This window comes from Pseudomonas sp. NFX71 (genome assembly GCF_048079215.1).
GTDB classification, from domain to species: domain Bacteria; phylum Pseudomonadota; class Gammaproteobacteria; order Pseudomonadales; family Pseudomonadaceae; genus Aquipseudomonas; species Aquipseudomonas fluorescens_B.
Genome location: NZ_CP182230.1, coordinates 435,392 through 449,511, shown reverse-complemented (window position 1 = coordinate 449,511; position 14,120 = coordinate 435,392). Strand labels below are relative to the sequence as shown.

11 protein-coding genes are annotated in these 14,120 nt (G+C 60.1%); 10 read left to right on the top strand and 1 reads right to left on the bottom strand.

What is annotated here, in order from left to right:
- Window positions 1-100: 100 nt before the first annotated feature.
- On the bottom strand, window positions 101-1,102 hold the full coding sequence (gap, locus tag ACM1ZW_RS02125; protein ID WP_017340439.1) for a type I glyceraldehyde-3-phosphate dehydrogenase: 1,002 nt from the start codon (window positions 1,100-1,102) through the stop codon (window positions 101-103).
- Window positions 1,103-1,322: 220 nt separating this feature from the next.
- Between gap and edd the strand changes: the two genes are divergently transcribed.
- The 10 genes from edd to ACM1ZW_RS02075 all read left to right on the top strand — a co-directional run bounded on the left by edd (window position 1,323) and on the right by ACM1ZW_RS02075 (window position 14,029).
- Entirely contained in the window at window positions 1,323-3,149 is a 1,827-nt protein-coding gene (edd, locus tag ACM1ZW_RS02120; protein ID WP_017340438.1) for a phosphogluconate dehydratase, read from the top strand.
- Entirely contained in the window at window positions 3,146-4,105 is a 960-nt protein-coding gene (locus tag ACM1ZW_RS02115) for a glucokinase (protein WP_416740091.1), read from the top strand. Before edd ends, ACM1ZW_RS02115 begins: the two co-directional genes overlap by 4 nt.
- 213 nt (window positions 4,106-4,318) lie before the next feature.
- The gene (locus ACM1ZW_RS02110; RefSeq protein ID WP_007903365.1) at window positions 4,319-5,050 is read left to right on the top strand and encodes a response regulator; all 732 of its coding nucleotides are present in this window, start codon (window positions 4,319-4,321) and stop codon (window positions 5,048-5,050) included.
- Window positions 5,040-6,509, top strand: a complete 1,470-nt coding sequence (locus ACM1ZW_RS02105) for an ATP-binding protein (RefSeq protein ID WP_017340436.1) — start codon at window positions 5,040-5,042, stop codon at window positions 6,507-6,509. Before ACM1ZW_RS02110 ends, ACM1ZW_RS02105 begins: the two co-directional genes overlap by 11 nt.
- Window positions 6,510-6,733: 224 nt before the next feature.
- Complete coding sequence (locus ACM1ZW_RS02100) at window positions 6,734-7,993, top strand: AGE family epimerase/isomerase (protein WP_416740090.1); 1,260 nt, start codon at window positions 6,734-6,736, stop codon at window positions 7,991-7,993.
- Between the two features lie 117 nt (window positions 7,994-8,110).
- On the top strand, window positions 8,111-9,412 hold the full coding sequence (locus tag ACM1ZW_RS02095) for an ABC transporter substrate-binding protein (protein ID WP_017340434.1): 1,302 nt from the start codon (window positions 8,111-8,113) through the stop codon (window positions 9,410-9,412).
- Between the two features lie 141 nt (window positions 9,413-9,553).
- A complete protein-coding gene (locus ACM1ZW_RS02090; RefSeq protein WP_017340433.1) occupies window positions 9,554-10,462 on the top strand; it encodes a carbohydrate ABC transporter permease in 909 nt (302 codons plus the stop codon).
- Window positions 10,455-11,300 (top strand): carbohydrate ABC transporter permease, encoded by an 846-nt coding sequence (locus tag ACM1ZW_RS02085; protein WP_017340432.1) that lies wholly within the window; start codon window positions 10,455-10,457, stop codon window positions 11,298-11,300. Before ACM1ZW_RS02090 ends, ACM1ZW_RS02085 begins: the two co-directional genes overlap by 8 nt.
- A gap of 2 nt (window positions 11,301-11,302) precedes the next feature.
- Window positions 11,303-12,463, top strand: coding sequence for an ABC transporter ATP-binding protein (locus ACM1ZW_RS02080; RefSeq protein ID WP_017340431.1), 1,161 nt, complete (start codon window positions 11,303-11,305; stop codon window positions 12,461-12,463).
- 219 nt (window positions 12,464-12,682) lie between these two features.
- The gene (locus tag ACM1ZW_RS02075; protein WP_017340430.1) at window positions 12,683-14,029 is read left to right on the top strand and encodes a carbohydrate porin; all 1,347 of its coding nucleotides are present in this window, start codon (window positions 12,683-12,685) and stop codon (window positions 14,027-14,029) included.
- Window positions 14,030-14,120: the final 91 nt, after the last annotated feature.

The following is a 14,120-nucleotide window of genomic DNA, read 5'->3' as shown; positions in this document are numbered from 1 at the left end:
TGCCGCAGGCTGCGATCTTCTGATCTTGATTTTCAGCAATCCCGAAAAGATCAAGATCAAGAGATCGCAGCCTGCGGCAGCGCCTACTCGTAAGCTTTGCTTACTCGGCGTTGCACAGCGCCAGGCAGTTATCGAGCATGCGGTTGGAGAAGCCCCATTCGTTGTCGTACCAGGCCAGTACCTTGAGCAGCTTGCCGCTGGACTTGGTGTGGTTGGCGTCGAAAATCGACGACAGCGGGTTGTGGTTGAAGTCGCTGGAGACCAGCGGCAGGGTGTTGTAGCCCAGAATTTTCGAATGCTGGCTGGCTTCCTTGAGCAGCGCGTTCACTTCATCGGCCGACGCTTCGCGTTTCAGTTGCACGGTCAGGTCCACCAGCGAGACGTTGATCACCGGAACGCGCACGGCCATGCCGGTCAGTTTGCCCGCCAGTTCCGGCAGCACCAGGCCGACCGCTTCAGCGGCGCCGGTCTTGCTCGGGATCATGTTCTGAGTGGCCGAACGGGCGCGGTACGGGTCGGTGTGATAGACGTCGGTCAGGTTCTGATCGTTGGTGTAGGCGTGAATCGTGGTCATCAGGCCGCTTTCAATGCCCAGCTCGCGGTGCAGGACCTGAGCCACTGGCGCCAGACAGTTGGTGGTGCACGACGCGTTGGAAATAATCTGGTGGGATTGGCGCAATATGTCGTGGTTAACCCCATAAACCACGGTGGCGTCGGCGCCTTTGGCCGGGGCCGAGATGATTACTTTGCGTGCGCCGGCCGTAATATGCGCAGCGGCTTTGGCCCGATCGGTGAACAAACCGGTGCATTCGAACACGACGTCAATCTTTTCAGCGGCCCAGGGCAGCTCGGCCGGGTTGCGAATGGCACTGACAGCAATACGGTCGCCGTTGACGGTCAGGCTTTCCTGATCGTGCTGGACATCGGCATCGAACGTGCCGTGAACGGTGTCGTACTTGAGCAGATGGGCATTGATTGCGCTGTCGCCCAGATCGTTGATGGCCACGATCTGCAGATCCTGGCGATAGCCTTGGGTATACAGTGCGCGCAGGACGTTGCGGCCAATTCGGCCAAAACCATTGATTGCGATTCGAAGAGTCATTTAACAGGGCCGCCGTCGTTTTGTTGTTGGAATTACAAGATTATTCGCATAAAAATAGAAAACAAGCCTTTTTAATGGCAATATTTTGTTCAATCTACAACGAGTGACCTGAATCAACTGGTCCGACCGATCAAGAAAACCGTCTGTCATCCCGACAACAACGGCTCTTGCTCAGCATAGACAATCAGGTCGCCACATCCGTTAGCCTGGAGTTCTACACATGCATCCCCGCGTCCTTGAGGTCACCGAACGGCTTATCGCCCGCAGCCGCGCAACCCGCGAGGCTTACCTTGCGCTCATTCGCGGTGCAGCCAGCGACGGTCCGATGCGCGGCAAGCTGCAATGCGCCAACTTCGCCCATGGCGTGGCCGGCTGCGGCACTGAAGACAAGCACAGCCTGCGGATGATGAACTCCGCAAACATTGCGATTGTTTCGTCATATAACGACATGCTTTCGGCGCACCAGCCGTACGAAGTCTTCCCTGAACAGATCAAGAAAGCCCTGCGCGAGATTGGCTCTGTCGGCCAGTTCGCCGGTGGCACCCCGGCCATGTGCGATGGCGTGACCCAGGGCGAGCCGGGCATGGAACTGAGCCTGCCGAGTCGTGAAGTGATCGCGCTGTCCACCGCTGTTGCCCTTTCCCACAACATGTTCGACGGCGCGCTGATGCTCGGCATCTGCGACAAGATCGTCCCGGGCCTGATGATGGGTGCGCTGCGTTTCGGTCATCTGCCGATGATCTTCGTGCCGGGCGGGCCGATGGTCTCGGGCATCTCCAACAAGCAGAAAGCCGATGTGCGCCAGCGCTATGCCGAAGGCAAGGCCACTCGCGAAGAGCTGCTGGAATCGGAAATGAATTCCTATCACAGCCCCGGCACCTGCACTTTTTACGGCACCGCGAATACCAACCAGCTGCTGATGGAAGTCATGGGTCTGCACTTGCCGGGCTCGTCTTTCGTCAACCCGAACACGCCACTGCGCGATGCCCTGACCCGCGAAGCGGCGCATCAAGTGACGCGCCTGACCAAGCAGAATGGCAACTTCATGCCGATCGGCGAAATCGTCGATGAGCGTTCACTGGTCAACTCCATCGTGGCACTGAATGCCACTGGCGGTTCGACCAACCACACCTTGCACATGCCGGCCATCGCCATGGCCGCCGGTATTCAATTGACCTGGCAGGACATGGCCGACCTCTCCGAAGTCGTGCCGACCCTGAGCCACGTCTACCCGAACGGCAAAGCCGACATCAACCACTTCCAAGCCGCGGGCGGCATGTCGTTCCTGATCCGCGAGCTGCTGGACGCCGGTCTGCTCCACGAAAACGTCAACACGGTCCTGGGCCATGGCCTGAGCCGCTACACCCAGGAACCGTTCCTCGATAACGGTGAGTTGGTCTGGCGCGAAGGCGTGACCGAAAGCCTCGACGAAACCATCCTGCGTCCAGTCGCTCGAGCGTTCTCGCCTGAGGGCGGTTTGCGGGTGATGGAAGGCAACCTCGGTCGCGGCGTGATGAAAGTCTCGGCGGTGGCACTGGAAAACCAGATCGTCGAAGCACCGGCAATGGTGTTCCAGGATCAGCAGGACCTGGCCGATGCGTTCAAGGCCGGTTTGCTGGAGAAAGATTTTGTCGCGGTGATGCGCTTCCAGGGCCCGCGCTCCAACGGCATGCCGGAACTGCACAAGATGACGCCGTTCCTTGGCGTGCTGCAGGATCGCGGCTTCAAAGTCGCGCTGGTCACCGACGGGCGCATGTCCGGTGCGTCGGGGAAAATCCCGGCGGCGATACACGTCAGCCCTGAAGCTCATGTGGGCGGTGCTTTGGCGCGGGTGCAAGAGGGCGATATCATTCGCGTCGATGGCGTCAAAGGCACCCTGGAGCTTAAGGTGGACGCCGACGAATTCGCGGCGCGCGAACCTGCCAAGGGCCTGCTGGGCAACAACATTGGCAGCGGTCGTGAGCTGTTTGGTTTCATGCGCATGGCCTTCAGCTCCGCAGAGCAGGGCGCCAGCGCCTTTACTTCTGCCCTGGAGACGCTTAATTGAAACTGGCTTTGGTCGGTGACATCGGTGGGACCAACGCGCGATTCGCGTTGTGGAAAAACCAGCAACTGGAATCGGTCCAGGTGCTGGCGACGGCCGATCACGCCAGCCCGGAAGAGGCGATTGCGATCTACCTGGGCGGGCTCGGTCTGGCGCCGGGTTCGATCGGTTCGGTGTGCCTGTCGGTGGCGGGACCGGTGAGCGGTGATGAATTCAAGTTCACCAACAATCACTGGCGCCTCAGCCGCAAGGCGTTTTGCCAGACCTTGCAGGTCGATCAACTGCTGCTGGTCAATGACTTCTCGGCGATGGCGCTGGGCATGACCCGGTTGCAACCGGGCGAATTCCGCGTGGTGTGCGAAGGTACGCCGGAGCCGTTGCGGCCGGCGGTGGTGATTGGTCCCGGCACGGGCCTGGGCGTTGGCACCTTGCTCGACCTGGGCGAGGGTCGCTTTGCTGCGTTACCGGGCGAGGGTGGTCACGTCGATTTGCCGTTGAGCAGCCTGCGTGAAACGCAATTGTGGCAGCACATCTTCAATGAGATTGGGCATGTCAGCGCTGAAACGGCGTTGAGCGGCGGCGGCTTGCCGCGCGTCTATCGGGCGATTTGTGCGGTGGACGGGCACACGCCTGTGCTCGAAACGCCGGAAGCGATTACCGCTGCCGGTCTGGCAGGTGATCCGATTGCGCTGGAAGTGCTGGAGCAGTTCTGCTGCTGGCTCGGTCGAGTGGCCGGCAACAACGTGCTGACCACGGGTGCACGAGGCGGTGTTTACATCGTTGGCGGGGTGATTCCACGGTTTGCCGATTTTTTCATTGAAAGCGGTTTTGCCCGGTGTTTTGCTGACAAAGGCTGCATGAGCGATTACTTCAAGGGGATTCCGGTGTGGCTGGTGACAGCGCCGTATTCCGGGCTGGTGGGCGCGGGTGTGGCGCTGGAACAATCCAGCCTCGCCTGAAAAAAATAACGTGTGGCAAGGGAGCTCGCTCCCGTTCGGGTGCGCAGCAGCCGCAAAACCTGACACCAGGCGTCGTCAGTCAGGCTGTAATCATCAGGTTTGGGAGCGCTTCGCACTCCAGCGGGAGCAAGCTCCCTCGCCACAAATGCGTACTCGTTTTCAGATCTTCATCAGGCATAATCCGCCCAATTCAAATAACAAGGACGCCGCCCCGTGAGCTCAGTCAACAAGTCGATTTTGTTGGTCGATGACGATCAAGAGATACGCGAGTTGCTGGACACCTACCTGACCCGCGCGGGTTTTCAGGTGCGCACCACGCCCGACGGCGCCGGTTTCCGCCAGGCGCTGAACGAGGCGCCGAGCGATCTGGTGATCCTCGACGTGATGCTGCCCGACGAAGACGGCTTCAGCCTCTGCCGCTGGATCCGCCAGCACCCGCGGCAGGCGCAGGTGCCAATCATCATGCTCACCGCCAGCTCCGACGAAGCCGACCGCGTCATCGGCCTGGAACTGGGCGCCGACGACTACCTCGGCAAGCCCTTCAGCCCCCGTGAATTGCAGGCGCGCATCAAAGCCTTGTTACGTCGTGCGCAGTTCGGTCAGGAGCGTTCCGGCAGTGAAGTACTGGCGTTCGATGACTGGCGGCTGGACATGGTCAGCCATCGGCTGTTCCACATCGATGGCGAGGAAGTGATTCTGTCCGGCGCCGATTTCGCCCTGCTGAAACTGTTCCTCGATCACCCCCAGGAAATCCTCGACCGCGACACCATCGGCAACGCCACCCGTGGCCGCGACCTGATGCCGTTGGACCGGATCGTCGACATGGCGGTCAGCCGTTTGCGCCAGCGCCTGCGCGATACCGAAAAACCGCCGCGGCTGATCCGCACGGTGCGTGGTAGCGGCTACCAACTGGCAGCCAATGTGGTTGCCAGCAATGGTCACTGAGTTTTTCCGCAAGCTTGCGGCCAAGGTGCCCGTGCCACGTTCGCTGCTCGGGCGGATGTTGTTGCTGACGTTGCTGGCGGTGCTGTTCGCCCAGGCGTTGTCGAGTGTGATCTGGGTTTCGCAACTGCGCGCTACGCAGCTCGAAGGCCTGGTCACCAGCGCCCGCAGCCTCGCCCATTCGATGACCGCCAGTGTCAGTTATTTCCGCTCGTTGCCGGTTGCCTTCAGGCCGCTGGTGCTTGACCAGTTACGCAGCATGGGCGGCACCCGTTTTGTCGTGACCCTCAACGACAAACCCTTGGGCATGGATGTGCTGCCGGTCACCCCGCGCAAAGAAGCGGTGCTCAAGGCGGTGGATCAGGTGTTGCGCGATTCCCTCGGCCACGACACGGATATCTCGGTGACCTTCGTCAGCCCCGAGGATCTGCGGATCTTCAATAGCGGCCTGAAACTCGATGAGCTGCCGCGTTCCTGGGCGCATTACGCACTGACCCTGGAGCCAGTGAACCCGCCGGTGCTGGTCACGCAAATCCAGATGGCGCCGGGGGAATGGCTGTACATCGCTTCGCTGTTGCCCGAGCCGTACACCAGCCTTGAGGAGCAAGGTCTGCCAGCGCAACAAGTCTGGTTCATCGTCCTCACGAGCGGTTTCTTGCTGTTGTTCATCGGCCTGCTGGTGCATTGGCAAAGTCGTCCGCTCAAACGCCTGGCGCGGGCAGCGCGAGACATGTCCCTCGGTGCCGAGGTCGAACCGGTGCCCGAGGGCGGCGGCAGTGAAGTGGTTGAAGTGGGCCGCGCTTTCAATGCCATGCGCGAGCGCATCAGCCGTTACTTGACTGAACGCAGCCAGTTGTTCAGCGCGATCTCCCATGATTTGCGCACACCGATTACCCGCTTGCGGCTAAGGGTTGAATTGCTCGAAGACGAAAAGCTGCAAGCCAAGTTCGGGCGCGATCTGGATGAGCTGGAGCTGCTGGTCAAAGGCGCGTTGCAATGCGTGAAAGACACCGACATCCACGAAAACATCGAACCGGTAGACCTCAACCATGTGCTCGATTGCCTGGTGGAGCCGTACCTGGCGCCCAACGGCAATGGTCGCGTGACCCAGCAGGGGCGGGCGCTGGCGGCGTATCCGGGCAAGCCGCTGGCGCTCAAGCGTTGCATCGGCAACCTGATCGACAATGCCCTGAAGTACGGACAGAACGCGCACTTGCATATCGATGACGACGAGAACGCATTTGTCCTGCATGTCGATGACGAAGGTCCGGGTGTGCCGGAGCAGCGTCTGGAGCAGGTGTTCGAGCCGCACTTTCGCCTGGCCGGGCAGCAGCAGGGTTATGGGTTGGGGTTGGGGATTGCGCGCAACATTGCCCATAGCCATGGCGGGGAAGTCAGCCTGCAGAATTTGCGTGAAGGTGGATTGCGGGTGACCTTGCAGTTGCCGCGCTCAGTCGATTGACACCGACCCTGTGGCGAGGGAGCTTGCTCCCGCTGGACTGCGCAGCAGTCCCTATTTTTTTGTGGGCGCTTCGCACCCCAGCGGGAGCAAGCTCTCTCGCCACAGGTGATCACTCGCTGCAGTGAATGTCACCACCCGGTGACATAACTCGCCCCCTTCGTTACAAGCCCGTCCCCGCCCGTTGTTTAGACTGCCCGCAGTCATAACAACAAAAAAGGCACCCCATGGACACCTTCCAACCCGCCTTCAGCAGTTGGCTGAACGCACCGGCCCATCAGCAATGGCTCGCTACCGAAGGCCTGCGCATGCTGGCGTTTGCCAAGGCCTCGAAGCTCCCCGAAGGCTTCGGCAATCTCGATGAAAAAGGCCGCCTCCCGGCCAACGCCCACGCCGAAACCATGAACACCGCGCGCATGACCCACAGCTTTGCCATGGCGCATATCCAGGGCCTGCCGGGTTTCGCCGAGCTGGTGGATCACGGCGTCCAGGCACTCAGCGGCCCGTTGAAGGATGTCGAACACGGCGGCTGGTTCGCCACCCCCGAACACCGCGACGGCAACAGCGGCAAAGCGGCGTACCTGCACGCGTTTGTCGCCCTCGCTGCCAGTTCTGCGGTAGTCGCGCAACGCCCCGGCGCGCAAGCCTTGCTCGATGACGCGATCAACATCATCGACGCGCATTTCTGGAGCGAGGAGGAGGGCGCGATGCGTGAATCCTTCAACCGCGACTGGAGTGAAGAAGAACGCTACCGCGGTGCCAACAGCAACATGCACGCCACCGAAGCCTTCCTCGCACTGGCCGATGTCACTGAAGACAACCGCTGGTTGTGCCGCGCGCAACGGATCGTCGAGCGCGTGATCCATGGTCACGCCGCCGCCAACGATTACCTGGTGGTCGAGCATTTCGACCACGACTGGCAGCCGCTGCGCGAGTACAACCATGACAACCCGGCCGACGGTTTTCGTCCTTACGGCACCACGCCGGGCCACGGTTTCGAATGGGCGCGGCTATTGCTGCACCTCGAAGCAGCGCGGGTGCAGGCGGGGATGCTGGCGCCGGGCTGGCTCGCCACCGACGCGCAAAAACTCTTCGAACACAACTGCCGTCACGGCTGGGAAATCGATGGTCTGCCGGGGATTGTCTACACCCTCGACTGGGACAATCGCGCGGTGGTTCGCCATCGCCTGCACTGGACCCATTGCGAAGCCAGCGCCGCCGCCAGCGCGTTGCTCAAACGCACGGGCGAGGCGCACTACGAAACCTGGTACCGACTGTTCTGGGACTTTTGTGACAGTCATTTCATCGATCGATGCGATGGCAGTTGGCACCATGAACTCGATCCGCAGAACCGTCCGAGTGCGGATATATGGGCCGGTAAACCCGATCTCTATCACGCCTGGCAAGCCGTGCTGATTCCGCGCCTGCCACTGGCGCCGAGCATGGCCAGTGCCTTGGCGAGGTTGTCCCAGAGCGGTTCTATGTAACCATGCGGTGACATTCACGCGTCCCTTCGTTACCTGCGAGGGGATGACTCCTGTTTAAAATCCTATGCAGCGCAAGCACCAGACTTGCATGCATAACAACAAGAAAGGTAATTCTAGATGAATGCGATTTCTCGCCTCGCTACTGTCATTTCTCTTGCCTCATTGCTTCCAATCTCTGCATTCCCCCTCAGTGCACTTGCCGCCGATTCCAAGGGTTCGGTAGAAGTCGTTCACTGGTGGACCTCCGGCGGCGAAAAGGCTGCGGTCGATGTGCTCAAGGCCCAAGTCGAAAAAGACGGCTTCACCTGGAAGGACGGCGCTGTTGCCGGTGGTGGCGGTGCGACGGCCATGACCGTGCTCAAAAGCCGCGCCGTTGCCGGTAACCCGCCGGGCGTAGCGCAGATCAAAGGTCCGGACATCCAGGAATGGGCGTCCACCGGCTTGCTCGATACCGACGTCTTGAAAGACACCGCTAAATCCGAGAAGTGGGACAGCCTGCTCGACAAGAAAGTCTCCGATACCGTGAAATACGAGGGTGACTACGTGGCCGTGCCGGTGAACATTCACCGGGTCAACTGGCTGTGGATCAACCCGGAAGTCTTCAAGAAAGCCGGGATCGAAAAAGCCCCGACCACCCTTGAAGAGTTCTACGCCGCTGGCGACAAACTCAAGAAAGCGGGCTTCATCGCCCTTGCCCACGGCGGCCAGCCTTGGCAGGACAGCACCGTGTTCGAAGCGGTGGTGCTTTCGGTCATGGGCGTCGACGGCTACAAGAAAGCCCTGGTGGACCTGGACAACGCTGCGCTGACCGGCCCTGACATGGTCAAGGCGCTGACCGAGCTGAAGAAAGTCGCGACCTACATGGACGTCGATGGCAAAGGCCAGGACTGGAACCTGGAAGCGGCCAAGGTCATCAACGGCAAGGCCGGCATGCAGATCATGGGTGACTGGGCCAAGAGCGAGTGGACAGCGGCCAAGAAAGTCGCCGGCAAGGACTACGAGTGCGTAGCTTTCCCGGGCACCGAAAAAGCGTTCACCTACAACATCGACTCCCTGGCCGTGTTCAAGCAGAAAGACCAGGGTACTGCTGCCGCTCAGCAGGACATTGCGAAAATCGTGCTGGGTGAAAACTTCCAGAAAGTCTTCAGCATCAACAAGGGCTCGATCCCGGTTCGAAACGACATGCTGAGCGACATGGGCAAGTACGGTTTCGACGCCTGCGCCCAGACCGCGGCCAAGGACTTCCTGGCAGACGCCAAGTCCGGCGGCCTGCAGCCGAGCATGGCGCACAATATGGCGACCACGCTGGCGGTACAGGGTGCGTTCTTTGATGTCGTGACCAACTTCATCAACGACCCGAAAGCCGATCCGGCCACGGCCGCCAAGCAACTGGGCACGGCCATCAAGGCTGCCAAGTAATGCTTGGCCTGTAGGCGCGAGCCTGCTCGCGATAGCGGAGTGTCAGGTACTCAATGTGCGACTGACACAGCGCAATCGCCAGCAGGCTGGCTCCCACAGGGAATGCGCTTGTAATCCTTTCTCTACATACTGGATTTTCCCATGAGTTCTGTTGCTGTGTTCAGCAAGGCCTCGCCGTTCGATGCATTGCAGCGCTGGCTCCCCAAACTGGTGCTGGCGCCCAGCATGTTCATCGTTCTTGTGGGCTTTTATGGCTACATCCTGTGGACGTTCGTGCTGTCGTTCACCAGTTCGACCTTTCTGCCGACTTACAAGTGGGCGGGTCTGGCGCAGTACCAGCGGCTGTTCGACAACGACCGTTGGTGGGTGGCGAGCAAGAACCTCGCGGTGTTCGGCGGCATGTTCATCGGCATCACCCTGGTGATCGGTGTGCTGCTGGCGGTGTTTCTTGACCAGCGTATTCGCCGTGAAGGCTTCATTCGCACCATCTACCTGTACCCGATGGCGCTCTCGATGATCGTCACCGGCACGGCCTGGAAATGGCTGCTCAACCCGGGCATGGGCCTGGACAAATTGTTGCGTGACTGGGGCTGGGAAGGCTTTCGCCTGGACTGGCTGATCGATCCCGATCGCGTGGTGTATTGCCTGGTGATCGCTGCGGTATGGCAAGCCTCGGGCTTCATCATGGCGATGTTCCTCGCCGGCCTGCGTGGGGTTGATCAATCGATCATCCGTGCCGCCCAGATCGATGGTGCGAGCATGCCGCGCATCTACCTCAAAGTGGTGTTGCCGAGCCTGCGTCCGGTGTTCTTCAGCGCCGTGATGATCCTCGCTCACATCGCGATCAAGAGTTTCGACCTGGTGGCGGCGATGACGGCCGGTGGCCCGGGTTACTCCTCCGACCTGCCTGCGATGTTCATGTACTCCTTCACGTTCAGTCGCGGCCAGATGGGCATGGGCTCGGCCAGTGCGATTCTGATGCTCGGTGCGATTCTCGCAATCATCGTGCCTTACCTGTACTCCGAGCTGAGGACCAAGCGTCATGACTAGTTTCGCTGCCAAACCTTCCATCAGCCTGAGTCGCATCGCGATCTACGGCGTGCTGATCCTGGCGGTATTGCTTTACCTGATACCGCTGGTGGTCATGCTGTTGACCAGTTTCAAGACACCGGAAGACATCAACACCGGCAACCTGCTGAGCTGGCCGACCGTGGTCAGCGGCATTGGCTGGGTCAAGGCCTGGGGCACCGTCGACGGGTATTTCTGGAACTCGATCAAGATCACCGTCCCGGCGGTGCTGATCTCCACCGCCATCGGCGCGCTGAACGGCTATGTGCTGTCGATGTGGCGCTTCCGCGGTTCGCAGTTGTTCTTCGGCCTGCTGCTGTTCGGTTGCTTCCTGCCGTTCCAGACCGTCCTGCTGCCGGCCTCGTTCACGCTCGGCAAAATGGGCCTGGCCAGCACCACCACGGGCCTGGTGTTCGTGCACGTGGTCTACGGGCTGGCGTTCACCACGCTGTTTTTCCGCAACTACTACGTCAGCGTTCCCGATGCGCTGGTGAAGGCCGCACGGCTGGATGGCGCGGGTTTCTTCACCATCTTCCGGCTGATCATCCTGCCGATGTCCACCCCGATCATCATGGTCTGCCTGATCTGGCAGTTCACCCAGATCTGGAACGACTTCCTGTTCGGCGTGGTGTTCTCCAGCGGTGATTCGCAACCGATCACGGTGGCGCTGAACAACTTGGTCAACACCAGTACCGGGGCCAAGGAATACAACGTTGATATGGCGGCGGCGATGATCGCCGGGCTGCCGACCCTGCTGGTCTATGTGGTCGCAGGCAAGTATTTCGTGCGCGGTCTCACGGCCGGCGCAGTCAAGGGGTAATCATGGCAACGCTCGAACTTCGCAACGTAAACAAGACTTATGGCCCCGGCCTGCCGGACACCCTCAAGAACATCGAACTGTCGATCAAGGACGGTGAGTTCCTGATCCTGGTCGGTCCTTCGGGCTGCGGCAAATCGACCCTGATGAATTGCATCGCCGGCCTTGAAACCATCACCGGCGGCGCGATCATGATCGGTGATCAGGACGTCAGCGGCATGAGCCCCAAAGACCGTGACATCGCCATGGTGTTCCAGTCCTACGCGCTGTACCCGACCATGAGCGTTCGCGAGAACATCGCCTTCGGCTTGAAAATCCGCAAAATGCCTGCCGCCGACATCGAAGCGGAAGTGGCGCGGGTCGCCAAGCTGTTGCAGATCGAACACTTGCTCAATCGCAAGCCGGGCCAGCTCTCCGGTGGCCAGCAACAGCGCGTGGCGATGGGCCGTGCGCTGGCGCGGCGGCCGAAGATTTACCTGTTCGACGAACCGCTGTCCAACCTCGACGCCAAGCTGCGCGTCGAGATGCGCACCGAAATGAAACTGATGCACCAGCGCCTGAAAACCACCACGGTCTACGTGACCCACGACCAGATCGAAGCGATGACGCTGGGCGATAAAGTGGCGGTGATGAAGGACGGGATCATCCAGCAGTTCGGCACGCCGAAAGACATCTACAACAACCCGGCCAACCTGTTCGTGGCGAGCTTCATCGGTTCGCCGCCGATGAACTTCATCCCCCTGCGTTTGCAGCGCAAGGACGGTCGTCTGGTGGCGCTGCTCGACAGCGGTCAGGCGCGTTGCGAATTGCCATTGGGCATGCAGGACGCAGGGCTCGAAGACCGCGAAGTGATCCTCGGCATGCGTCCGGAACAGATCGTGCTGGCGGGTAGCGAGCCGAACGGTTTGCCGACCATTCGCGCCGAAGTCCAGGTCACCGAACCGACCGGTCCCGACACACTGGTTTTCGTCAATCTCAACGACACCAAAGTCTGCTGCCGCCTGGCGCCGGACGTTGCACCGGCCGTGGGCGAGACCCTGACCCTGCAATTCGATCCATCGAAAGTGCTGCTGTTCGATGCCAAGACCGGGGAGCGCCTGGGGGTGGCCGGTCTGCCAAAGACCGAAGTGCACAGCGCCAACGTGACTCAATTCAAAGGCCGCTGAAGATCAAATGTGGGAATGGGGTTGTGTGGGAGCTGGCCTGCCAGCGATGGCATCAAATCGGTTCGACATTAAACCGAGTCGTTTGCATCGCCGGCAGGCCAGCTCCTACAAAAGCCCGGTCTCACAGGGGCATATGCGGTGAGCGGCCTGTCGCTCTTCGCAACTGATGTAACCGCGTTAGATAAAAACAGTTAATAACAATAAAACGAGGATGTAGGGATGAAGAAGAACAAAAACGCTCAGCTTATCTGCCAGTTGTCGGCGATTGCGGCAATGATGCTGGCTGGCAGTGTGCACGCGGCTGACGCGTTCAGCGCCGATTCCGAATGGATGACCGGCGATTGGGGTGGTGAGCGGACCAAGCTGATCGAGCAGGGCATCGACATCAAGATGGACTACGTCGGTGAAGTGGGCAGCAACCTCCACGGCGGCTACAACAACGACAAGACGGCGCGTTACGCCGACCAGTTCGGCCTGGGCGTGGCGCTCGACCTGCAAAAGCTGTGGGGCTGGGATAACACCCAGGCGAAGATCCAGCTGACCAACCGTAATGGTGAAAACATCTCCAATGACCGTGTTGGCGACCCGCGTGCCGGCACCTTGAGTTCCTCCCAGGAAGTCTACGGTCGCGGCCATATGGTTCGTTTGACCCAGTTGTGGATCAAGCACCAGTTCCTCGACGGTAAACTGGACGTCAAGGCCGGTTACTTCGGCGAAGGCGAAGACTTCAACACCTTCCCTTGCGAGTTCCAGAACCTGGCATTCTGCGGTTCCCAGGTGGGTAACTGGGCGACCAACATCTGGTACAACTGGCCCGTCAGCCAGGCCGCAATCCGCGTGAAGTACAACATCTCGCCCGAGTTCTATGCGCAGATCGGCGCGTACAACCAGAACCCGTCGCAACTGGAACACGGCAACGGCTTCAAGCTTAGCGGCAGTGGTACCAAGGGCACCGTGTTGCCGGTCGAACTGGTCTGGTTGCCTAACCTGAACAACCTGCCGGGCGAATACCGTGTCGGTTACTACAAAAGCACGGCCAGCGCCGATGACGTTCGTGAAGACGACAACGGCAATGATGCGGCCACCAGCGGCAACGCTTACCGCAGCCACAGCAGCAAGTCCGGCTACTGGTTCGTGGCGCAGCAACAGCTGACCGACCACAACGGTGACAAAAGCCGTGGTCTGACCGTATCGGCCAACGCCACGTTCCACGACAAGGACACCAACATCGTCGACAACTATCAGTCGTTGATGTTTGTGTACAAGGGCCCGTTCGATGCACGTCCGAAAGATGACGTCGGTATCGGTTTCGCCCGTATCCATGTCAACGATGACGTGAAGAAAAACGCCGAGCTGGTCAACGCCGACAATGGTGTCACCCAGTACGAAGATCCGCGGTTTGCGCCACTGCGTGACACTGAATACAACTACGAGATCAACTACGGCTTCCACGTTACCAACTGGCTGACCGTGCGTCCCAACCTGCAATACATCACTCACCCGGGCGGTGTGGATGAAGTCGACAACGCGCTGGTGGCCGGCCTGAAAATTCAGTCGGTGTTCTAACGCTGTTGCGATAAGCTCCTCTCTATGTGCGCATTTTTGCGGACAGCCCAGGCTGTCCGCTTTTTTTTGGGGGCGGCGCACCCCGGTGACA